The 19,996-nt window shown below is 62.7% G+C and carries 25 protein-coding genes; 14 read left to right on the top strand and 11 right to left on the bottom strand.

The features are described 5' to 3' along the window. The first annotated feature begins 137 nt into the window (after positions 1-137). On the top strand, positions 138-1,097 hold the full coding sequence (locus CK218_RS07400; protein WP_095827547.1) for a cation diffusion facilitator family transporter: 960 nt from the start codon (positions 138-140) through the stop codon (positions 1,095-1,097). A gap of 34 nt (positions 1,098-1,131) precedes the next feature. Next, entirely contained in the window at positions 1,132-1,536 is a 405-nt protein-coding gene (locus tag CK218_RS07395; protein WP_067323761.1) for a GFA family protein, read from the top strand. Between the two features lie 15 nt (positions 1,537-1,551). Here the strand turns inward: CK218_RS07395 and CK218_RS07390 are convergent, their stop codons facing one another. After that, positions 1,552-2,802, bottom strand: coding sequence for a DNA recombination protein RmuC (locus CK218_RS07390; RefSeq protein ID WP_095827311.1), 1,251 nt, complete (start codon positions 2,800-2,802; stop codon positions 1,552-1,554). 103 nt (positions 2,803-2,905) lie between these two features. On the opposite strand from CK218_RS07390, the gene def reads away from it, so the two are divergent. The 6 genes from def to truA all read left to right on the top strand — a co-directional run bounded on the left by def (position 2,906) and on the right by truA (position 6,793). Then, complete coding sequence (gene def, locus CK218_RS07385) at positions 2,906-3,436, top strand: peptide deformylase (RefSeq protein WP_067003060.1); 531 nt, start codon at positions 2,906-2,908, stop codon at positions 3,434-3,436. Positions 3,437-3,854: 418 nt separating this feature from the next. Further along, positions 3,855-4,133, top strand: a complete 279-nt coding sequence (locus CK218_RS07380) for a plasmid stabilization protein (protein WP_082953832.1) — start codon at positions 3,855-3,857, stop codon at positions 4,131-4,133. Further along, on the top strand, positions 4,130-4,555 hold the full coding sequence (locus CK218_RS07375; RefSeq protein WP_095776830.1) for a type II toxin-antitoxin system VapC family toxin: 426 nt from the start codon (positions 4,130-4,132) through the stop codon (positions 4,553-4,555). Before CK218_RS07380 ends, CK218_RS07375 begins: the two co-directional genes overlap by 4 nt. 19 nt (positions 4,556-4,574) lie before the next feature. Then, on the top strand, positions 4,575-5,510 hold the full coding sequence (gene fmt, locus CK218_RS07370; RefSeq protein ID WP_067323773.1) for a methionyl-tRNA formyltransferase: 936 nt from the start codon (positions 4,575-4,577) through the stop codon (positions 5,508-5,510). Next, complete coding sequence (locus CK218_RS07365; protein WP_067323775.1) at positions 5,507-6,013, top strand: N-acetyltransferase; 507 nt, start codon at positions 5,507-5,509, stop codon at positions 6,011-6,013. Before fmt ends, CK218_RS07365 begins: the two co-directional genes overlap by 4 nt. A gap of 24 nt (positions 6,014-6,037) precedes the next feature. Beyond that, positions 6,038-6,793 carry a tRNA pseudouridine(38-40) synthase TruA gene (gene truA / locus CK218_RS07360; RefSeq protein WP_095827310.1) on the top strand — a complete coding sequence of 252 codons (756 nt, stop codon included), beginning with the start codon at positions 6,038-6,040 and terminating at the stop codon, positions 6,791-6,793. Between the two features lie 11 nt (positions 6,794-6,804). On the opposite strand, the gene CK218_RS07355 is transcribed toward truA, so the two are convergent. The 4 genes from CK218_RS07355 to dapE form a co-directional block, all read right to left on the bottom strand. Next, positions 6,805-7,122 carry a type II toxin-antitoxin system RelE/ParE family toxin gene (locus tag CK218_RS07355; protein WP_095827309.1) on the bottom strand — a complete coding sequence of 106 codons (318 nt, stop codon included), beginning with the start codon at positions 7,120-7,122 and terminating at the stop codon, positions 6,805-6,807. Further along, positions 7,119-7,400 carry a type II toxin-antitoxin system ParD family antitoxin gene (locus CK218_RS07350; RefSeq protein ID WP_095827308.1) on the bottom strand — a complete coding sequence of 94 codons (282 nt, stop codon included), beginning with the start codon at positions 7,398-7,400 and terminating at the stop codon, positions 7,119-7,121. The genes CK218_RS07355 and CK218_RS07350 overlap by 4 nt, the downstream gene beginning before the upstream one ends. Before the next feature lie 81 nt (positions 7,401-7,481). Further along, positions 7,482-8,087, bottom strand: a complete 606-nt coding sequence (locus tag CK218_RS07345; protein WP_095827307.1) for a transporter — start codon at positions 8,085-8,087, stop codon at positions 7,482-7,484. 2 nt (positions 8,088-8,089) lie between these two features. Next, positions 8,090-9,289, bottom strand: coding sequence for a succinyl-diaminopimelate desuccinylase (gene dapE / locus CK218_RS07340; protein ID WP_067003044.1), 1,200 nt, complete (start codon positions 9,287-9,289; stop codon positions 8,090-8,092). 118 nt (positions 9,290-9,407) lie between these two features. On the opposite strand from dapE, the gene CK218_RS07335 reads away from it, so the two are divergent. Next, positions 9,408-10,442, top strand: a complete 1,035-nt coding sequence (locus tag CK218_RS07335; protein ID WP_095827306.1) for a 2-dehydropantoate 2-reductase — start codon at positions 9,408-9,410, stop codon at positions 10,440-10,442. Positions 10,443-10,591: 149 nt separating this feature from the next. Here the strand turns inward: CK218_RS07335 and CK218_RS07330 are convergent, their stop codons facing one another. From CK218_RS07330 to dapD, 3 genes are all read right to left on the bottom strand, one after another. After that, complete coding sequence (locus tag CK218_RS07330; protein WP_067003040.1) at positions 10,592-10,969, bottom strand: DUF805 domain-containing protein; 378 nt, start codon at positions 10,967-10,969, stop codon at positions 10,592-10,594. Next, positions 10,962-11,324, bottom strand: a complete 363-nt coding sequence (locus CK218_RS07325) for a DUF805 domain-containing protein (protein ID WP_095827305.1) — start codon at positions 11,322-11,324, stop codon at positions 10,962-10,964. Before CK218_RS07325 ends, CK218_RS07330 begins: the two co-directional genes overlap by 8 nt. Before the next feature lie 70 nt (positions 11,325-11,394). Continuing rightward, complete coding sequence (dapD, locus tag CK218_RS07320) at positions 11,395-12,249, bottom strand: 2,3,4,5-tetrahydropyridine-2,6-dicarboxylate N-succinyltransferase (RefSeq protein WP_095827304.1); 855 nt, start codon at positions 12,247-12,249, stop codon at positions 11,395-11,397. Positions 12,250-12,392: 143 nt separating this feature from the next. Here dapD and CK218_RS07315 point away from each other — a divergent pair, with 143 nt between their 5' ends. Next, positions 12,393-13,232, top strand: coding sequence for an LOG family protein (locus CK218_RS07315; protein WP_082953833.1), 840 nt, complete (start codon positions 12,393-12,395; stop codon positions 13,230-13,232). 67 nt (positions 13,233-13,299) lie between these two features. On the opposite strand, the gene CK218_RS07310 is transcribed toward CK218_RS07315, so the two are convergent. Next, entirely contained in the window at positions 13,300-14,007 is a 708-nt protein-coding gene (locus CK218_RS07310; protein WP_067003034.1) for a pyrimidine 5'-nucleotidase, read from the bottom strand. Between the two features lie 150 nt (positions 14,008-14,157). Between CK218_RS07310 and CK218_RS07305 the strand changes: the two genes are divergently transcribed. After that, positions 14,158-14,919, top strand: a complete 762-nt coding sequence (locus tag CK218_RS07305) for a GGDEF domain-containing protein (RefSeq protein WP_067323795.1) — start codon at positions 14,158-14,160, stop codon at positions 14,917-14,919. A 263-nt stretch (positions 14,920-15,182) separates the two neighbouring features. Here CK218_RS07305 and CK218_RS30505 read toward each other — a convergent pair whose 3' ends face one another. After that, positions 15,183-15,350, bottom strand: coding sequence for a hypothetical protein (locus tag CK218_RS30505; protein ID WP_179294449.1), 168 nt, complete (start codon positions 15,348-15,350; stop codon positions 15,183-15,185). Between the two features lie 94 nt (positions 15,351-15,444). On the opposite strand from CK218_RS30505, the gene CK218_RS07300 reads away from it, so the two are divergent. Next, the gene (locus tag CK218_RS07300) at positions 15,445-15,936 is read left to right on the top strand and encodes a MarR family transcriptional regulator (protein WP_095799017.1); all 492 of its coding nucleotides are present in this window, start codon (positions 15,445-15,447) and stop codon (positions 15,934-15,936) included. A 158-nt stretch (positions 15,937-16,094) separates the two neighbouring features. On the opposite strand, the gene phhA is transcribed toward CK218_RS07300, so the two are convergent. Beyond that, on the bottom strand, positions 16,095-16,928 hold the full coding sequence (phhA, locus tag CK218_RS07295; RefSeq protein WP_095827303.1) for a phenylalanine 4-monooxygenase: 834 nt from the start codon (positions 16,926-16,928) through the stop codon (positions 16,095-16,097). A 142-nt stretch (positions 16,929-17,070) separates the two neighbouring features. Here phhA and CK218_RS07290 point away from each other — a divergent pair, with 142 nt between their 5' ends. Together CK218_RS07290 and CK218_RS07285 are read left to right on the top strand one after the other, a co-directional pair. Beyond that, complete coding sequence (locus tag CK218_RS07290) at positions 17,071-17,547, top strand: Lrp/AsnC family transcriptional regulator (protein ID WP_095776842.1); 477 nt, start codon at positions 17,071-17,073, stop codon at positions 17,545-17,547. A 386-nt stretch (positions 17,548-17,933) separates the two neighbouring features. Further along, positions 17,934-19,913: a GGDEF and EAL domain-containing protein gene (locus CK218_RS07285; protein WP_095827546.1), complete on the top strand. Its 1,980-nt coding sequence runs from the start codon at positions 17,934-17,936 to the stop codon at positions 19,911-19,913. Positions 19,914-19,996 lie beyond the last annotated feature (83 nt).

Here is a 19,996-nt window from a genome sequence, read left to right as displayed (position 1 = left end):
TCCCTTGATCCCGCGACCTCGGGATCGATCAGGCAACAGAAATGCATAGGGGCATCTGAACCTCGGAGCGGCTGGCGCATTGTCGGTGGAGCTTTGGGCGGCGGCTGAGCTCCCCCTTGGAAGAGGATCGGAAGCGCATGGCAGGGCATAGCGGCTCGAAAAGAGTGATCTACGCCGCGCTCGCCGGCAATGTTGCGATCGCCCTGACCAAATTCGCCGCAGCGTTCTTCACAGGCTCTTCAGCCATGCTGTCGGAGGGCGTGCATTCGCTGGTCGACACCGGCAATGGCGCGCTTCTGCTTTACGGCATGCGCCGTGCCGCGCGCCCGCCCGACCGCACGCATCCGCTCGGACACGGACGCGAACTCTATTTCTGGAGCTTTATCGTCGCGCTTCTGGTTTTCGCGCTGGGCGCGGGCGTTTCCTTCTATGAGGGCGTGATCCACATCATGGCGCCCGAGCCGATCGTCAACGCCAAGGTCAACTACATCGTGCTTGGTCTTTCTTTTCTGTTCGAAGGCAGTTCCTGGCTGGTGGCGCTGAAGGAGTTCCGGGGACAGAAGGGAAGGCTGGGTTGGTTCGAGGCGGTCCGGATGAGCAAGGATCCCAGCATCTACACGGTGCTGTTCGAGGACAGCGCCGCGCTGCTCGGCCTCGTCGTCGCCTTCGTCGGCATCCTGTCTGCCGAACTCCTGGGTATCCCCGAGCTCGACGGCGCCGGCTCGATCGGCATCGCCGTCATCCTGGGCGCCACCGCCATCTTCTTGGCGCGCGAGAGCAAGGGTCTGCTCATCGGTGAGCCCGCTTCGCCCGAGGTGCAGCGCAAGGTTCTGGCGATCGCTCAGGAAGACCCGGCCGTGCAGCGGGCGAACGGCATACTGAGCGTCCATATCGGCCCGGAGGAGATCGTCGCAGGCCTAAGCATCGAATTCGAGGATCATCTCACGGCGCCTGAGATCGAAGCCTGCGTTGAACGCGTGGAGGCGCGACTGAAAAGCGACATGCCCGAAATCACCAGGCTGTTCGTCAAGCCGCAGGCGACCGGCACATGGGAGCGCAGGCGTAAGGCTATCGCCGGGGCCTTCGAAGAGGATTAGATTTGAGCGAAGCAATCTTTTGGGAGCATGCCGAATGAGAATCGACGGCGGGTGTCATTGCGGCGCCATCACCTACGAAGCGGAGGTCGATCCCGAAAAGACCTCGATCTGCCATTGCACCGATTGCCAGCAACTGACGGGAACGGCCTTTCGCGTGACGGTGGGCGCGCCAGAAGAGGATTACCGGATTACCAAGGGCACGCCGAAGGTCTACATCAAGACCGGATCCAGCGGCGCTAAGCGCGCTCAGGGGTTTTGCGGCGAATGCGGATCGCATCTCTATGCCACGTCGGTCGGCGATGGACCGAAAATCTACGGCATTCGGGTGGGCACGGCGCGCCAGCGCGACCAGCTGGTGCCGAGAAGACAGGTTTGGCACCGCTCGGCGTTGCACTGGCTGCCGGAAATCGAAGGCATCACCACCATCGAGGAGCAGTAACGGAGTTACGGCAGCTCAGTCGTCGCCTTCGACGACGCGCAGCCTGAGCTGACCCGTCTTGGAATCGGCCACGCGCGCGCCCGCCTCCACCTTGGCAGGACCGCGTGGCGGTTCGGGTTCGCCCTCGGCGAACTCCAGCGCCTCGATCTTCTGCCCGCGTTTGGTGACCTTCGTCGTCGAGACGAGGATGTCGTCGATATCCCTGGCCGCCTGGCCGAAATGCGTCTGCAACCGGCGCACGCGCTCGTCGACTCGCGCCACGTCCTCCATCAGGCGGATGACCTCGCCCTGGATCAGATGCGCCTGCTCGCGCATGCGCGCGTCCTTCAGGATCGCCTGGATGACCTGGATCGACAGCATCAGCAATGACGGCGAGACGATGACGACGCGGGCGCGGTGCGCCTTCTGCACCACGGCCTCGAAATTCTCGTGAATCTCCGCGAACACCGATTCCGAGGGCACGAACATGAAGGCGGTGTCCTGCGTCTCGCCCTGGATCAGGTATTTTTCCGCGATATCGCGGATATGCACCTCGATGTCGCGCCGGAACGCCTGCGCCGCCGCCTTCTGCAAGTCGGCGGCTTCGGCGGCACGAATGGCATTCCAGGCCTCCAGCGGAAACTTGGCGTCGATGGCGAGCATCGGCGCGCCGTTCGGCATCCGCACCAGGCAGTCGGGCCGGCTGCCGTTGGAAAGGCTCGCCTGGAACTCGTAGGCGCCGTGCGGCAGGCCGTCGGCAATGATCGCCTCCATGCGCGACTGGCCGAAGGCGCCGCGAGTCTGCTTGTTGGAGAGGATCGCCTGCAGCTGCACGACCTGTCCGGCTAAAGATTGGATGTTGCCCTGCGCCGTGTCGATCACCGCCAGCCGCTCCTGCAGCTTGGCCAGGCTCTCATGCGTCGACTTGGTCTGCTCGGCCATGGTCTGGCCAAGGCGGCCGGTCATGGCGTCGAGCCGCTGTCCGAGCGATTGGGTGAGCTCGGCCTGCCTGGCGCCGAACACTTCGGCGATCGCGCCCATGCGACCCTGCATCTCCGCCTGCGCCTGAAGAATGTCCGCCATCCTGGCCTCGGTGTCGCGGGCATGGTCGGCCGCTTCTGCCGCCGCTGCCGCGCGCGCCTTTCCCGCGCGCCACAACGCGATGACGAGCGCCAGGAACAGCGCCAGCAGCAGCAGCGCTCCGAAGCCAAGCGCCTCGCCGAGCCTGATTGTGGTGGCGCCGAGCCGCGCGACGGGTTGCGAAAGGATCGAGGTCATGTCGTTCATTTGGGCAGCATAGCCGATTCGCTCTGCTGGCACAGATCAAAACGTGAACAAGTCAAAGCCGCCCCGGTTGACGCTTTTCCATCGACGTCTTAGGTGAGACGCCATGTCGATCAAGCCGCTCATCATCCTTCCCGATCCGATCCTTCGCCAGGTTTCCAAACCGGTCGAGCGCGTCGACGGTGACTTGCGCAAGCTCACCGACGACATGCTGGAAACCATGTATGACGCGCCGGGAATCGGGCTGGCGGCGATCCAGGTCGGCGAGCCGCGGCGTTTGTTGGTCATCGACCTCGCCAAGGAAGGCGAGCCGCCGGCGCCGCATGTCTTCATCAATCCGGAAATCCTCGAAAGCTCCGACGAGCGCTCGGTCTATGAGGAAGGCTGCCTGTCGATCCCTGACTACTATGCCGAGGTCGAGCGTCCCGCAGCGGTGCGGGTGAAATATCTCGACCGCGACGGCAAGCTGCAGGAGATGCAGGCCGAAGGCCTGATGGCGACCTGCCTGCAGCACGAGATCGACCATCTTAACGGCGTGCTGTTCATCGACCACATCTCGAAGCTGAAGCGCGACATGGTGGTCAGGAAATTCAAGAAGCTCGCCAAGGACAAGGCGCCGGGCAAGATGGCGGGCTGAACCTCATTCGAGCATTCCACGCAGGATCCAGTCTTTCCCGACTTCGATGGCTTTGGAAGCCAATTCAAACGCAAGCGCGCGAGACTTTGGCGAGAATATTAAACCACGACTAATGCCACTGCAAAAAGCGGCGTGAGGTAGACAGCGAATGCTCGCTCACGTCGTTTGGACAACTCGCCCTTCGTAGATTCCTCATCGAGCGATTTGAACCTGGCGTACGACACGCCCCAATGTCTTTTGACGAGTCTTCATATGAATGGCTCCGAAGGGGCAAGAGGCCCGAATCATATAAGGAAAGCATTCGAACTTGGTTACCGAAGAGTCTTTAAGCGCCGCGCAAATCCCTGCTGGGTATGATTGAGCAAATCGCCTAACCATGATATCATGATATCAAATTGGAGGCTTAGCCTTGAGCGATATGCTAATCAGAAATGTACCAGAACCCCTAAAGCGCGAAATTGAGCAAGCCGCTCGAAAAGTCGGCCAGAGCCTATCGGGCAAAGCCATCGATCTTTTGTGGAAGGGCATGAGTGTGGAAAAGGAAAGAAGGCTAGAGCCAAACTTCTCAGCATGGGAGAGTATCCGCTCCGCATTCGCAAACGAAAGCGCAATTGACAACGAGTTTGCTGAGACAATGGCTGAAATCGAAGCTGCGAGGAAACAGGACTTTGGCCCCTTGGTCGAGGGTTTCGATTGATTATTCTCGATACCAACGTCGTTTCCGAAGCAAGCAGGATCACACCTGATCCGAACGTGGTCGAATGGTTTCGCAAACAGGATCTGCTCAATCTTTACCTGTGCGGCCCGGTCGTCATGGAACAATCTTTCGGCGCCGAAAGATTTCTGAATAAGACCGGCTCTGATCGACACGTTCGTGCTCTCGACCATCTGATCTCGAAGCAGTTTTCGGGTCGCATCGTTGACTTTGCTGGCTCGGTACCTCGCCTTACCGGCAAGCTTCGGGCAATGCGGGAAAATATCGGTCGTCCGGTCAGTCTTTCCGATGCCATGATTGCGGCTATCTGTCTGGCCCATGACGCTACGCTTGCGACACGCAATGTTCGCGACTTCGACGAGCTTGGCCTGAAGCTCGTGAACCCGTTTGAAGCGGACGCCTGAACATAGCATGGCAGGAGAAATGCCCCTTCGCGTCATCTTCATGGGCACGCCGGAGTTTTCCGTGCCGACGCTCAGCGCCATCGCCGAGGCCGGCCATGAGATCGCCGCCGTCTATACGCAGCCGCCGCGCGCCGCCGGCCGGCGCGGGTTGGAATTGACGCCCTCGCCCGTGCAGCGCGAGGCGGAACGGCTCGGGCTCGAGGTGCGCACGCCGACATCGCTCAAGGCAGAGACGGAGCAGCAGGCCTTTGCCGGTTTGCGGGCCGATGTCGCCGTGGTCGTCGCCTATGGCCTCCTTCTGCCGAAACCCGTTCTTGAGGCCACCAGGCTCGGTTGCCTCAACGGCCATGCATCACTTTTGCCGCGTTGGCGCGGTGCTGCTCCCATACAGCGCGCCATCATGGCCGGCGATGTCGAAACCGGCATGATGGTGATGCGCATGGAAGAGGGGCTGGACACTGGCCCGGTGGCATTGGTTGAAAAATGCGCCATTGGTCCCGATATGACCGCCGGGGAATTGCATGACCTCCTCATGGCTCGAGGCGCCTCGCTGATGGTGGATGCGCTCGCACAGTTGGGGATAAATTGTCTGACATTTGCCCCGCAGGCGACGGAAGGGGTGACCTATGCGCGAAAGATCGATAAATCGGAGACACGCGTAGACTGGACGCGGCCTGCCGGCGAAGTCCACAATCACATTCGCGGCCTCTCGCCCTTTCCGGGCGCGTGGTGCGAGGTCGAAATTGGTGGCCGCGTGGAGCGGCTGAAACTGCTTCGCTCGACGCTTTCCAACGGCGTCGGCGAGTCGGGAGGTATTCTCGATGATCGGCTGACGGTCGCCTGCGGGTCAGGCGCGGTGCGGCTGGTCGAAGTTCAACGGGCGGGTGGAAGGCCCGCCGCCGCGCAGGAGTTTTTGCGCGGGGCCAAGATCGAAAAAGGAACGAAACTCCAATGAGCATGATGTCGATACGTGCGGCGACGCCGCGGGATCGCGAGGCGATCCGCCTCGTCGAAGAGCATGCCTTCGGCCAGCAGGCGGAGGCCGGCCTGGTCGATGCGCTGGTCACCGGCGGCGACGCCGTCGTCGAGCTGGTTGCGGAAGAAGATGGCCAGGTCGTCGGCCACATCCTGTTTTCCAGGCTTTTTGTGCAGAACGGCGGCAAGCGCTTCGCGGCCGTGGCGCTGGCGCCGCTGGCCGTCGAGCCGTCCTTCCACGGCACCGGCATCGGCGGCGCGCTGATCCGCGAGGCGCATGTCCGCCTGAAGGAAGCCGGCGAGGCATTGGCGGTGGTGCTCGGCGATCCGGCCTATTACGGCCGCTTTGGCTACACCCACGCCCGCGCCGAGAAATTCGAGAGCGAGTACCAGGGCGAGGCGCTGCAGGCGCTGGCCTGGGGCGACGCGCCCGAGGCCGGCAGACTGCTATACGCTTCGGCCTTCACCGCGCTGGCCGCCTAGGCGAGCGCCAAACGCAGAGCTGGCATGCCGCGTTTTCGGCTCGATATCGAATATGACGGCAGCCAATTCGCCGGCTGGCAGCATCAGGCGGACCAGCTTTCGGTGCAGCAGGCGATCGAGCAGGCGATCGAAAAGTTCTGCGGCGAAGAGGTGCGAATACGTGCCGCCGGCCGCACCGATGCCGGCGTGCACGCGACCGCCCAGGTGGCCCATGTCGATCTGGCCAGGGACTGGGCGGGCGACAAGGTGCGCGACGCCGTCAACGCCCATCTGCAGGCGGCTGGCGCGCGCATCGCCATCCTCAAGGCTGCCGTCGTCGCCGACGATTTCGATGCGCGGTTTTCCGCCACCGGCCGCCATTATCTCTATCGCATCCTCAACCGCCGTGCCCCGTCGGCGCTTGAAAAGGGCAAGGTCTGGTGGGTGCCGAAACGGCTCGATGCCGAGGCCATGCACGAGGCGGCGAGGGTGCTGCTCGGGCGGCACGATTTCACCACCTTCCGCTCCACCCAGTGCCAGGCCGAAAGCCCGGTGCGCACGCTTGACCGGCTCGATGTCACCCGTGCCGGAGATCTCCTCGAGGTGCGAACCTCGGCGCGCTCCTTCCTGCACAACCAGGTGCGCTCGATGGTCGGCTCACTGCGCAGGGTCGGCGACGGCTCCTGGAGCGCCGCCGATCTCAAGGCGGCGCTCGAAGCGCGCAACCGGGCAGCCTGCGGACAGGTAGCGCCGCCCGACGGCCTGTTCTTGGTCGGGGTGGACTATCCAGAAGACGTCTGAGGCGGCGTCGATCAGCCGGCGTCGTCCCCGGCGAGTTCGTCCGACCAATTCGCGCCGCCATAGAAGAGGCGCAGAATCACGACGCGCTCAGGCTCCACAACGAAAGCGACAGTTATCCGGCGCTCAAATCCGACGACGCGAAGGTCCGCCCGCACGTCATCACGGCGCGTGCCGCGTTCTGAGCCATGCTCGAGGCGCTCGCAGAACGCGCGGATGCGAGCGTCGTAGCGGTCTGCAAGGATGGGATTGCTGGCTTGAGCAATGAAGGTGTAAATGCGATCGAGATCGTCGCCGGGATCAAGCGTATAGACGACGGTCCGACGCCTCACGGTTTCTTTTGCGAATAGCGCTCGTGACGCTTGCGCGCCCGTTCGGCCATTTCCTCCGGCGAAATGCCTTTGCCGGGGTTTGCCTTCCACGCATCATAGGCCGGAGCGACCTCCGCGCGCAGCCAACGCTCCACCGCGGCGTCGCGCTCCTGAAGGGCGCGAAGCCCGGCGCGGATGACTTCGCTGCTGGTCGCATACGTGCCCGAGCGGACGAGCTGATCAATGAAGGCCGCTTGCTTGGCCGGCAGGCTGAAGGCGCGTTTTTCGGTAGCGGACATGGCTAGCGCTCCGGGAGGACAGTGGTGTGAAACTATCATACCCCCCTGTTTCACAGAAAAGACTCCGTCAGCCGGCCAAGATCAGCCCCTCGCGCCGTCCGGAATGTCGATGCCGAGCAGCGCCTGCAGCCCGAACAAGACGAGCAGCGAGGCGACGAACATGCCGACAAACACCGCGGTGCCGACAGCCGCGCCCTTGCCGATCGTCGCGTTGGTCATGCGCCAGGTCAGCACCATCGACAGCGCGAACAGCAGCAGCGAGACCAGGCCGCTGACCTCGTCGGTCGAAGGCAGGAACAGCCTCAGCAGCGCCGACGGCAGCATCAGCCAGGCGATGATCGCGGAGGCCCAATTGGAGGCGACGACGTAGTGGACGAAGCGGCCGCCGATGCCGGCGCGCGGCGCGACCAGCGCAAGCGCCACCAGCGGCAGTACCCAGGAACCGATGTCGACGGTTGCCAGCCGGAGCAGCATGCCGAGCCGCCCGGCGAACGCATTCGGATCGCCTATCTCATTGGCGATCCCGACCCAGCCGACGATCAGCGCCGGCGCCGCCACGACGATGGCGAAGAAGGAATTCCAAAAACCGTCCGCAGACAGATCGAGCATGCGCAGGCCGTCGGCCCTGCCGAGCATCAGCCGCCAGGCGCCGGCCAGCGAAGCAAAGGTTTCGTCCGTTGACAGCATGGTCACGTCAGACCTTGTCCGAACCAGTCCTCGATAAAGCGCTCGTATATCCCTGTCAGCGTCTCGAGATCGGCGACCGCCACGCGCTCGTCGACCATGTGCATGGTCTTGCCGACCAGCCCGAACTCGACCACCGGGCAAAAATCCTTGATGAAACGCGCATCCGAAGTGCCGCCGGAGGTGGAGAGCGAAGGCCTCTTGCCGACCACCGCGGCCACGGAACCGCTCAGCGTGTCGATCAGCTTTTCGTCGCGGGTAAGGAAGACATGGCTCGGCCGGTCGCGCCAGACAAGCTCGTAGTCGACGGCGGTCTTCTTGCCCGGCCGATATTTCTTGCGGCCCGCCGCCTGGTCGAGCCGGTTGTGGATCTCGGCCTGGACGGTCTCGGCATCCCAAGTGTCGTTGAAGCGGATGTTGAACGTGGCGGTGGCCTTGGCCGGGATGACATTGGTCGCCGGGTTGCCGACGTCGATCGAGGTCACTTCCAGATTGGTCGGCTGGAAATCCTTTGTTCCCCTGTCGAACACCGGATGGAGCAGCGCGTCGACAAGGCTCATAAGCCCGCGCACCGGGTTGTCGGCAAGTTGCGGATAGGCGGCGTGGCCCTGACGGCCATTGACGATGACGCTGCCGGAGAGCGAGCCGCGCCGGCCGATCTTGATCATATCGCCAAGCGCATCCGGATTGGTCGGCTCGCCGACGATCGAGGCGTCCCATTTCTCGCCCTTGGCGGCAGCCCAGTCGAGCAGCTTCACCGTGCCGTTGATGGCCGGCCCTTCCTCGTCGCCGGTGATCAGCAGCGAGACCGAGCCTTTCGGGCCGCCATTGTTCTCGATGTGGCGCGCCACCGCGGCGATGAAGCAGGCGATGCCGCCTTTCATGTCGACGGCGCCGCGGCCATACATCTCGCCATTGGCGATCTCGGCGGCAAAGGGCGGATGCGTCCACGCCGCCTCGTCGCCGACCGGCACCACGTCGGTATGGCCGGCAAACATCAGATGTGGGCCGTTGCCGGAGCGGCGCGCATAGAGATTTTCGATGTTCGGCGTGCCATCTTCCGAGAATATCGGCCGCTCGACGGCGAAGCCGAGTGGCTTCAGCATGTCTTCCAAGGTCTGCAGCGCGCCGCCTTCGGCGGGCGTCACGGAAGGGCAGCGGATCAGGGCGGCAAGGTTCTGGGCAGGGTCGGTCGGCAATTTCATGGGCAAAGCGATAGTCGAAAGCGGCAGGCCTGTCACGGTGGCAGATGTTCGCCGAGCAAGCCGCCGACAATATGGTTGTCGTGTCGTATAGTCGCGCGGGCCAGGACGGGATGATCGCATGGCCAAAGAAGGAAAGACGATCGCGATAGCCGGCGCCGGCAGCATCGGCTGCTATGTCGGCGGCTGCCTGGCGCTCGCCGGGCGTAAGGTCGTCTTCCTTGGCCGCGGCTGCATTGTGGAGGCGTTGCGCAAGGACGGGCTGCGGATCAGCGATCTTGACGGCCGCGACAGACGCATCGGGCCTGAGACGCTGGCGGTCAGCGACGATCCGGCGCTGGCGCTGCGCAACGCGGATATCGTTCTGGTCACCGTAAAGAGCGGCGCGACCGAGGAGATGGCGGCGCTTGTTGCGGCTCATGCCCGCCCCGATGCCATTGTGATCAGCCTGCAGAATGGCGTCGACAATCCGGACAAACTGCGTGGAGCGCTTCCCGCGCATCGCGTGCTTGCCGGTATGGTTGCGTTTAATGTCGTGCAATCGCCGGATGGCGAGACGCCGTTCAGCGTCCGCCGCGCCAGCGACGGCATGGTCATCATCGAGAATACTGAGCCCGGCCTTTCAGCACTGCTCAATGTCGAAGGACTTGGGGTCGAAACCCATGCCGACATGAGGGCGGTGCAGTGGAGCAAACTGCTGATGAACCTCAACAATGCGCTGGTCGCGCTCTCCGACCTGCCGCTGGCGACCGAATTGGCGGACCGCGGCTGGCGCGTCATTCTGGCGGACCAGATCGACGAGGCCCTGGCTGCAATGAAAGCTTGCCGTATCGAGCCGGCGCGCATCGCTGGGCCGCCCCCATGGCTGCTGCCGAAAGTGCTGCGGCTTCCGGACTGGCTGTTCGGAATCCTGGCCCGGCGGCTGCTGGCGATCGACCCCAAGGCGCGCTCCTCGATGTGGGACGATCTCCATCGTCGTCGGCCGACCGAGGTCGACGAATTGCAGGGAGCGATCCTGCGGCTCGCGCAAAAGACCGGCGTGCCGGCGCCTGTGACGAAGCGCATCATGGCGCTGGTGCGTCAGGCGGAAGCGGACAGGCGCGGTCCGCCCGGATTGACGCCCGACGAGGTCAGCCGCGGTCCTCGATCAGCGTGATATTTGCGCGACAGGTTCGAGCTCAAATTCTCGGTCTCGTTGACGCCAAGGATGGCGACATCGTCATTGACCGATTACATCACGCGTTATCTCTGTGATTTAGAGCCGGATCAGATTTGAGGTCGAAACGACCTAAAAATCATCCGGCGCTAGCGGTCGGCCGGCGCATTCGTGCGGCTGCCGTAGCGATTGGATCCGGGCTGTCCCGGAAACAGGCAGAGCACCAGGAAGGCAACGATCGACACGACGGGAACGAACAGCACCAGCGCCGCGATGCCCGGCTTGTCGAGGTCGTGCAGCCGCTTCACTGCCAGCACGACGTTCGACCACAACGAGGCGAGGAACGTGAGGAAGAAAACGAACGACCACATGTTGCTCTCGGCCGAACCTTCCGGCACCAGCGTGAAGCGATAAAGCGGAAAGGCCTGGACGATAGCAACCAGCAATCCGCCGAGAAAATAAGCCGCGCGGCTGACGCGGCCCGAGGTTTTGAAGAAGAGCCAGATGAAGTCTGCTTTTTCAGGCAAGCGGGTCCGGTCCGTATTGATTGGCGCCCCTGGTGCCTTCGAGCATGCCCAGTTCGATGAGCAGCCAGATGCCGCCGATGATGGGTATAAGGCCGATCAGTGTCCACCAGCCCGACTTCTTACGGTCGTGCCAGCGTTTGGCATAGAGAGCAATCGCGAAATAGATCGATGCCAGCGTGACCAGGATGCCGAGGATGCCGATCTGGTCGCCGCCGGCGGTGGTGAAACGTGTGCCGAGGATCGAGTCGAGAATGAACGCAATGATGGCGATGACGATGAATATGCCGATGCCGGCCCAGAACTTGGCCCGGTTGATGCGGCCGTCGAAACTCGTCAGCAGATACTTCCAGTCCATGACGCCCCTCCGTTGAACCAGCGCGACGGAATGTCGCGCCGGCGGAGGGTGCGTCTGTTCGCGGGAAAGATCAATCGCGCAGCAATTCGTTGATCGACGTCTTGGAGCGGGTCCTGGCGTCGACGCGTTTGACGATGACGGCGCAGTAGAGGCTCGGCCCCGGCTCGCCATTGGGCAGCGGCTTGCCCGGCAGCGATCCGGCGACGACCACCGAATTTGCCGGCACTTCACCGTAGAAGACCTCGCCGGTGGCGCGGTCGACGATCTTGGTCGACTGGCCAATGAACACGCCCATGCCGAGCACCGAGCCTTCGCGCACGATGCAGCCTTCGACCACCTCGGAGCGCGCGCCGATGAAGCAATTGTCCTCGATGATGGTCGGACCGGCCTGCATCGGCTCCAGCACGCCGCCGATGCCGACGCCGCCGGAGAGATGCACGTTCTTGCCGATCTGGGCGCAAGAACCGACCGAGGCCCAGGTGTCGACCATGGTGCCTGTGTCGACATAGGCGCCGACATTGACGAAGGACGGCATCAGCACCGCGCCCGGGGCGACATAGGCCGAGCGGCGCACGACCGAGGACGGCACGGCGCGGAAGCCGGCCTTCTCGAAATCGACCGCGCCCCAGCCCTCGAACTTCGACGGCACCTTGTCCCACCATACCGAGTGGCCCGGGCCGCCCTTGATGATCTCCATCGGGTTCAGCCGGAAGGAGAGCAGCACCGCCTTCTTCAGCCACTGGTTGACCAGCCATTTGCCGTCGTCCTGCCGCTCGGCGACGCGAACCACGCCGCGGTCGAGCAAATCGAGCGCCGACTGGATGGCGTCGCGCGTTTCGCCGCCGGTCGCGGTCGAAATCGTATCGCGCTCCTCGAAGGCCTTTTCGATGGTCTTTTCGAGGCTCGCCAGATCGGGCTTCGACATGAATTTGCTCCATTACAAAGCTGTTAAGGCCTGCGCCTTAACCTGTTTTGAAATCGCGCGGACCCTATGTGAAGCCTTAATGGGGGTCAATCGCGACTGCGTCACGGGACGGCGCAAGTAAAGGAATTAGGACGGTGGATTCGATGACACCCATGGAAAAGGCGGGCTGGACGCCGCTGCCCCATTCGGACGAGGATCTCGAGCGGTCGAAAAGCGTGCCGGACACGCCGCAGACGCGGGCCGAAACCTATCGCCTGGCCTGGAACGATCCCGACTTCATGACGCGGCGCGAATTGCGTCCGGTGCGCCTGCAGCTCGAGCTCTTGAAGCCGGAGATGATCCTTGCCGAGCGCGGCATCCGCTCGACCGTCATCCTGTTCGGCGGGGCGCGGCTTCCCGAGCCGGGCGGCGCCGCCTGGGCCGCCAAGAACGAGACGCAGAAGAAGAACCTCGAGCTGAACAGCAAATATTACGAAGAGGCGCGCAAGTTCGCCCGGCTGTGCTCGCAGCAGTCGGCCACATCCTATTATCGCGAATTCGTCGTCGTCACCGGCGGCGGACCGGGAGTCATGGAGGCGGGCAATCGCGGCGCCGACGATGTCGGCGCGCCGTCGATCGGCTTGAACATCGTGCTGCCGCACGAACAGGCGCCGAACGCCTATGTGACGCCCGAACTCTGCTTCAACTTCCACTATTTCGCCATCCGCAAGATGCATTTCGTCATGCGCGCCAAGGCGGTAGCCGTGTTTCCGGGCGGCTTCGGCACGATGGACGAATTCTTCGAGACGCTGACGCTGATCCAGACCGGGCGCATGGAGCGCGTGCCGGTGATCCTGTTCGGCAAGGCGTTCTGGCAACGGGCGATCGACCTCGACTTCCTTGCCGAGCAAGGCACGATCTCGCCCGGCGACCAGGACATCATCGATTTCGTCGACACCGCCGACGAAGCCTGGGACATCGTTCGCCGCTTCTACAGCCTCTGAGTGCGCGCTCGTCGTTACCGCAATGACCAGCGAGTTCTGACGGCGGCGCCGGCAATCTGGAGTTGGTTCAGCCCGGGACCTCGACGATTGCCGTCAGGAAGCCGGCGAGGTCGTCGGTGACGAAATCCACGTCGTCCTCATTCGCCGGGTCGCGCTCCCAGATCTCGGAGAAAGTCGGCTCGAAATTGCGCGGCACGACCAGCACCGTCGTCATGCCGAGCGATTTCGGTACAGAGAGGTTGCGCGCCAGGTCCTCGAACATCACCGCGTTGTGGCCGGTCACGGAATGCAGCTCGGCGAACCGCTCATAGGTCTGGCGGGCCGGCTTGGGGTTGAGACCCGCCGCGACGATGTCGAAGATGTCGTCGAAATGATCCAATACGCCGAGCTGGCGCGCGGCGCGCTCGGCATGCTTGCGGTCCCCATTGGTGAAAATGAACTTGCGGCCCGGCAATTGGCGGATCGCGGCACCGAGCACCGGATCGGGCACCAGCCAGGAATAGTCGATGTCGTGCACCTTCTCGAGGAAGTCGTCGGGGTCGATGCCGTGGCGCGCCATCAGCCCGTTCAGCGTCGTGCCGTACTCGAGATAGAGCTCTTTCTGCAGCTTGCGCGCCTCCTCGCGCGAGAGCGTCAGCAACTCGCCGACATAGGCAGTCATCTTCACATCGATCTGCGCGAACAGGTTCGAGTGATGCGGATAGAGCGTGTTGTCGAGGTCGAATACCCAATCCGTGACATGGGCAAAACGGGCGGGCTCGGGCGTCGTCGTCATGGCCTCCTTATGGCATGCGGACGCGGAGTTTATCCACAACTTCCGCGCGTCTTGCGTCGTGAAAATGACGCCTCGCTTCAAATTTTAATCGTCCCGGAAAGGTCACCTTCAGCGCTTGCTGGCACAGAGGCAGTCCGTTGGGAGACAGCGATGAGTCGCATAATCTTGAAGTCCGCAGTCGTCGCGTTCGCTTCGGTCGCTGTCTCGCTCTTGTTGACGCTGGTTGTGGTCCCGGCCATGGGCTTTCCGATCAGCCGCACCGTCTGGCTGACGGCCACGGTTTGCCCTTTGATTCTCGCCTGGATTGCCAGCGTCGGCACCTTCTGGCAAAGCGACCGGCTGAAAAATGCGCATCGCGAGCTTGCCCGCGCGCATGCTCAGCTCGCCGCGGCCCACAGACGCCTGTCGGAGAAGGCAAGCCGCGACGACATGACCGGCATGCTCAACCGCGAGACCTTCTTCGCCGCGCTCGACGGTTCCCGGCGCAAGGCCGATCGCGGCGCCCTGCTGATCATCGATGCCGACCACTTCAAGACCATCAACGACAATTACGGTCACCTGACCGGCGACGATGCGCTGCTTCTGATCGCCGGCGCCATCGAGCGCGGCGTGCGCAGCGGCGATGTGCTCGGCCGAATCGGCGGCGAGGAGTTCGCCGCCTTCCTGGTTGGCGCCACCGAACCGGAAGCAAGGCGCGTGGCCGAGCGCATCCGCCGCGAGGTCGAACTGATCCGCTTTCGTCCTGTCGACGAGCGGACCGTGCCGTTGACGGTCTCGATCGGCGGCATCACCTGTGGCGAGAGCGCCACCGTGTCGGAGCTGATGCGCGCCGCCGACCGCAGGCTCTACGAGGCCAAGCATCGCGGCCGCAACCTGTCCGTTCTCGATCGCGATCTTTCGGAAGCCGCCTGAGGGCTTGCGGCTCTTCGGCACGACCATGGCGCGGAAGAATCTCGGCCGCGTGCGCATCGCCGACTGGATCGGCAAAGGCGGCGATTATCCGACGAATAAGGAGACGGCGGGCCATCACCAAAATGGGCGGCACCCGCATGAGTACCTGCCGGCTGCGCGGCCACCTCAGGAAGGTGATCACAGTCTGAACTCCCGACAGGCGGGCGGCGCCGGCGCCTGCAATGGCAACCGGCGCCGCCTTGGCGCGCCTTTGGGGGTCGGATTTACAGTCCGTAAACGGCGACCCGCACCAGCACGGCCGCGGCGGCAAGTGCCACCAGCAGGATGCCGAGGCCGATGGGCGAGCCCCAGCCGTACCATTCCATGGCCAGCTTGGCGTATCTGTACTCGTCCTCATGCGAGAGAGGGGGGCGCTGTTGAATCAAGCTCATTGTTCACTCCTGTCGGCGACTTTGCCCTTGCTTCGCAAAGGGTGGCATCGCATATTGATACGATAGTCTGAATGTTAGACAACTTGATAGTTAGATGATCGAACTAAATTCGTCAAGCATGAATCGTGCTGAGATGACGGCGGCCGTCAGCCGTGCCGTCATGCGCTGGCAGGACGCGACGCAAGCCTATGACGAGGCGGTCGGGGAGCGGCTTGGGCTGATCGCGGCCGAGCGGCATTGTCTGGGTTTGCTCTACGCGGGGCCGCAATCGGCCGGCGCCGTGGCGGCGGCGACGGGGCTGACGCCGGCAGCGGTGACGGCCTTGATCGACCGCCTTGAGGCGCGTGGGCTCGTTACCCGAACCCGCAGCCTGGAAGACAGGCGCAAGGTGGTGATCGAGGCGACCGACCTGACCAGAGAACTTTCGGAGCGCTACTATGGCGCCATCGCGCGCGAGGGCGAGAAAGTGATGGCGGCTTTCAGCGACGCCGAGTTGGCGACCGTGCTGCGCTTCATCGACGCCGCGCTGGAGCTGCAAAGCGAGCAGTTGGCGAGGCTCAAGGCCGAGCCGGCTTCGGCCGGCTGATGCCCGAGGACCGGACACTGGCGGCTTGCTTCCGCAAAACCCAGAGCGGCTCAGTCGCCTTTTAGCACCGAACCGCTCTGACGGCCGGCTGGGCGAAAGCCGGACCCCGAAGCGCGCCGCACCGAACGATTTCGGGCTCGCGCATTTTGGTTCAATGCCTAGACCGTGGCGGGGTCGAGCGCCGGCTGACCCTTGAACCGCGTGACGATCCCGGCGAGGTCGTCGCCGGCGAATGCATCGCGCAATGCGTCGAAGGACGGCAGCACGAAGTAGGCGCGCTGGAACTTGTCGATCTCGTAGCCGGTGCGCATCACCGTCTCCAGGTCGAACGGCACATGATGGGCGTCCTTGCTTTCGACCGCGAATTGCAGCTCGGTGAAAGACGACATCAGTCCTGCGCCGAAAGCCTTTACCGGCTGGCCGGCTTCCTGGATGAGGCCGTATTCGGCGCTGTACCAGTAGAGCCGGGTGATCATCTCGTCGCCGCCCAGCGCGATCATGTCCTCGGCCTTCTCACCATACATCTGCATGAAATCGGCGAACACCGGCTGCGTCAGGATCGGCACATGGCCGAAGAAGTCATGGAACATGTCCGGCTCGACGATGTAGTCGAGTTCCTGCCTGGTCCGCAGCCAGTTGGTGACTGGGAAACGGCGGTTGGCGAGATGGTCGAAGAAGGGGCCGGCGGGGATCAGCCCGGGCACCGCCACGATTTCCCAGCCCGTGAGCTTGCGCAATTTCTCGCTGATGGCGTCCAAATCCGGAATCTTGTCGAGCAGCCCGAGCGTCGCGACGCCGTCGAGATAGGAACGGTGCGCCAGCCTCTGCGTCAGCTTCGTCTGGCGATCGCAGAGCGTGCGCCACACTGCCTGCTCGTCAGCGGAATAGTCGTAATCCTGAGCCACTGTGAAGTCGGCGCGGCACACCGAATAGTCGCCGCGAAGGCCTTGCGCCGCGCATTCGCGGGCATAGTCGGCAACGCTGATCGTCATTTCTTCCTCCTGAAAAAAATCGTCGGTTCCCGGATGGTGGCGTCATCGTAGCCGCGGCTCGTGAGGCAAATCAGCCTTCTTTGTAGCCAAGCGAGGGATTTTGAGGTAAACTTCGCTCAAATTTAAACGTTTAGGAGGGAAAATGCCTCAGTTGGATGAGTTCGAAATAAGAATGCTGGACACCCTGCAACGCGACGGGCGCAAGGCCGTGTCGGAACTCGCGCAGGAGATTGGCCTGTCGACCACGCCCTGCGCGCGGCGCTTCGAGGCGCTGCAAGGCGCCGGCGTCATCAAGGGCTTTGCCGCCGTGCTCAGCCGACGCGCGCTGGGGCTGACGGTCGAGGTGTTCATCCAGGTCCGCCTGGTGAGCCACAGCGACGGCTCGCCGGAAAGTTTTATCGCCGCCGTGCAGCGCATGGACGAGGTCTCGTCCTGCTGGACGATGACCGGCGACCACGATTTCCTGCTGCATGTGATGGTGCCGTCGGTGGACGATCTCAATGCTTTCGTCATGCACCGGCTGATGCGGCTGCCCGGCGTCCGCGACGTCCACACCCAGCTTGTGCTGCAGAACATCAAGGGGCCAGGCCACGTGCCGCTCAGCCATTTGCGGCGGTAATCGTGCCCGAAACGGTTCTCCGCAAAGAACGGCCCGACAATGTTGTCGGAGCGAATCTACGTCGGGACGATTTCCCCGATATCAACTGAAATTAAGGTTACACGAATCTTAACAAAAGACGTGCTCGGAAATTTACGCAATGTTTCGTCCGTCTTCTCTTGCGATCTGGAGAAAGTGTGACCATGCATTATTCGGTAACTCACGATTGTTGCATGGAATCCTTAGCGGGCCGCTGGGCCGGTGCAATCGCATGATCCGTTTACCGGCGGTTAGCAACATTAGTGTCTTATAATGAACCAGGCTTGCCTTCGTCCTTCCGTAAGGACTTGACGGACTTCGCTTGCTCGAACCCGTTCATGCGGAGGATGATCGCAAAGGAGCATTGCATGCAACTGACGGAGGACGTGGCTCAGAGGGTCACTGAAGCGATTTCACGCCCGCCGTGGAAATCCGCCGATCCGACGCTTTTTGCGATGCTGCTGCAGAAGAACGCGGATCAGAATCGCAAGGTCGTGCGCTGGGGCATAGCGGCGGCCGTGTTGAGCTACATATGCTACGGGGCCTTCGACTGGTTCCTTTTCCCGGACATTGCCGACCGTGTGATTCTGACGCGCCTGACGTTGGGATTGACCTTCCTGGTGCTTGTCGAACTTGTTGCTCGACGCGATTTTGCCGTCACGACTCTGCACTACGTTGCTGCTCTGGCGATCGTGGCGGGCGCGATCGGATGGCTGCTGTCGGCCCTCGGAACGACGCATCAGGAGGCGCTGTCCCATTTCATCATCTTCGGCACGGTTTTCATTCTCGGTGCCAACCTTTTCTTCAACTTCCGGCTATGGCTCTCGGCGCTGTCGTCCGCAACCGTGACAATAGCATTCCTCGGCGCCACGCTGTTCTTGCTTCAAGCCGATCTTGGCACCCGTCTGGTGCTTGCAACCTATTTCGTGAATTGCCTTGTTTTGTCGCTTTATCTTTCATGGCGCCTCAGCATGGAGCGCTACCAAACCTTCCTGCATGCCCTTCAGGCGCAGATCCAGGAGCAGGTCGCCATCGAAAATGGTCAAAAGCTCATCGAGATCGCAGACACCGACCCGCTTACCGGGCTTAAGAACCGCAGGGCGATCACCCGGGAATTCGCGGAGTTGTGCAAGGAATGGGCCAGGGACAATGACGAAATAGGCGTCATTCTCATGGACGTGGACTACTTCAAGCGGTTCAACGACCGGCTCGGCCATCAGGCCGGCGACGACTGCCTGATCGAGCTTGCCCGAGCCTTCGACGAGACGGCGGCGTCCAATCACGCCATCGCGGGACGGTACGGCGGCGAAGAATTCGTCGTGCTCTGCAAGGTCGCCGGACCGGATCACCTGCGCGAGGTGACCCATCAATTCTGCCGGGCCGTCGAGGACTTGAACATCTCCCATCCCGATCGGGACGATAAACTCAACATCGTCACCATCAGCGCTGGCGCCTCGTTGACGCGCGCCGATCAAAGCATAGAGCTTCGGATCCTGTTGCAGGAGGCCGATCGCGCGCTTTACGCCTCCAAGTTTTCCGGTCGCGCGACCGTCACCATCTATGATGCGCAGGCCATCGATCAGAAGCGCGCCAGCCAGAATCTTTCGGAACTGCTCAAGCAAGCCGTTTCGGAGGGACTGGTCTCCGTCGTCTATCAGCCGATCTGCGATGCGATATCCGGCAAGGTGCTTGGCCATGAGTCGTTGATGCGGCTGCGCGACTTCGACGGCAGCGTGATCAGCCCGTCCGTGTTCATACCTGTCGCCGAGCAGACCGGCGGGATCGAGGAACTCGGGATATGGGTGATCGATCGGGCTTGCGGCGACATGGTCGAGCACGGATTGGGATCGGTCGTGTCCGTGAACGTCTCGGTCGTCCAGCTCAAGGCTCCGAATTTCCCGCTTCACGTCACCGAGATCCTTGGCCGCCACGGCATGGCGCCTCAGAGGCTGGCGCTCGAGGTCACCGAAGGCAGCGATATATCCCTGGAGGCGCAGGCCGCCAGAAGTATCGAGCAGCTTCGAAACCTGGGCGTTCAGATCTGGCTCGATGATTTCGGAACCGGATTTGCAGGTCTGGCCTGGCTCCGTCGTTTCAAGTTCGACGTCGTCAAGATCGATCGGAGTTTCTTGCACGATTGCCAGACGGTTCGAGGCCTGAGCCTGTTGCAGGACATGGTCAGACTGCTGCGCAATCTGGGCCATACGGTCCTTGTCGAGGGTGTCGAGACGAAAGAGCAGCAGAATTTGCTGCAGCACATGGGCATCCAGTCGATCCAGGGCTTCCTGACTGGACGTCCGGTCCCGATCGAAGAGATCATGCAGGCCAGGCAGGACCTCGTCGCTTAACTCAAAGCAGTGCGGCAGGAATGTAGGGCGGCGCCATCTCGGCGAAACGAGCACGCCGCGCGCTGCATCAGAAGCCGGGCCGC

It is taken from the genome of Mesorhizobium sp. WSM3879 (genome assembly GCF_002294915.1).
Taxonomy (GTDB): Bacteria; Pseudomonadota; Alphaproteobacteria; order Rhizobiales; family Rhizobiaceae; genus Mesorhizobium.
This window is presented reverse-complemented; position numbering and strand designations above follow the sequence as displayed.

Coding starts and splice junctions, on each gene's coding strand:
- CK218_RS07400 (WP_095827547.1), top strand. CDS start 138: ATGGCAGGGCATAGCGGCTCGAAAAGAGTGATCTACGCCGCGCTCGCC.
- CK218_RS07395 (WP_067323761.1), top strand. CDS start 1,132: ATGAGAATCGACGGCGGGTGTCATTGCGGCGCCATCACCTACGAAGCG.
- CK218_RS07390 (WP_095827311.1), bottom strand. CDS start 2,802: ATGAACGACATGACCTCGATCCTTTCGCAACCCGTCGCGCGGCTCGGC.
- def (WP_067003060.1), top strand. CDS start 2,906: ATGTCGATCAAGCCGCTCATCATCCTTCCCGATCCGATCCTTCGCCAG.
- CK218_RS07380 (WP_082953832.1), top strand. CDS start 3,855: ATGCTAATCAGAAATGTACCAGAACCCCTAAAGCGCGAAATTGAGCAA.
- fmt (WP_067323773.1), top strand. CDS start 4,575: ATGCCCCTTCGCGTCATCTTCATGGGCACGCCGGAGTTTTCCGTGCCG.
- CK218_RS07365 (WP_067323775.1), top strand. CDS start 5,507: ATGAGCATGATGTCGATACGTGCGGCGACGCCGCGGGATCGCGAGGCG.
- truA (WP_095827310.1), top strand. CDS start 6,038: ATGCCGCGTTTTCGGCTCGATATCGAATATGACGGCAGCCAATTCGCC.
- CK218_RS07350 (WP_095827308.1), bottom strand. CDS start 7,400: ATGTCCGCTACCGAAAAACGCGCCTTCAGCCTGCCGGCCAAGCAAGCG.
- CK218_RS07345 (WP_095827307.1), bottom strand. CDS start 8,087: ATGCTGTCAACGGACGAAACCTTTGCTTCGCTGGCCGGCGCCTGGCGG.
- dapE (WP_067003044.1), bottom strand. CDS start 9,289: ATGAAATTGCCGACCGACCCTGCCCAGAACCTTGCCGCCCTGATCCGC.
- CK218_RS07335 (WP_095827306.1), top strand. CDS start 9,408: ATGGCCAAAGAAGGAAAGACGATCGCGATAGCCGGCGCCGGCAGCATC.
- CK218_RS07325 (WP_095827305.1), bottom strand. CDS start 11,324: ATGGACTGGAAGTATCTGCTGACGAGTTTCGACGGCCGCATCAACCGG.
- dapD (WP_095827304.1), bottom strand. CDS start 12,249: ATGTCGAAGCCCGATCTGGCGAGCCTCGAAAAGACCATCGAAAAGGCC.
- CK218_RS07315 (WP_082953833.1), top strand. CDS start 12,393: ATGACACCCATGGAAAAGGCGGGCTGGACGCCGCTGCCCCATTCGGAC.
- CK218_RS07310 (WP_067003034.1), bottom strand. CDS start 14,007: ATGACGACGACGCCCGAGCCCGCCCGTTTTGCCCATGTCACGGATTGG.
- CK218_RS07305 (WP_067323795.1), top strand. CDS start 14,158: ATGAGTCGCATAATCTTGAAGTCCGCAGTCGTCGCGTTCGCTTCGGTC.
- CK218_RS30505 (WP_179294449.1), bottom strand. CDS start 15,350: ATGAGCTTGATTCAACAGCGCCCCCCTCTCTCGCATGAGGACGAGTAC.
- CK218_RS07300 (WP_095799017.1), top strand. CDS start 15,445: ATGATCGAACTAAATTCGTCAAGCATGAATCGTGCTGAGATGACGGCG.
- phhA (WP_095827303.1), bottom strand. CDS start 16,928: ATGACGATCAGCGTTGCCGACTATGCCCGCGAATGCGCGGCGCAAGGC.
- CK218_RS07290 (WP_095776842.1), top strand. CDS start 17,071: ATGCCTCAGTTGGATGAGTTCGAAATAAGAATGCTGGACACCCTGCAA.
- CK218_RS07285 (WP_095827546.1), top strand. CDS start 17,934: ATGCAACTGACGGAGGACGTGGCTCAGAGGGTCACTGAAGCGATTTCA.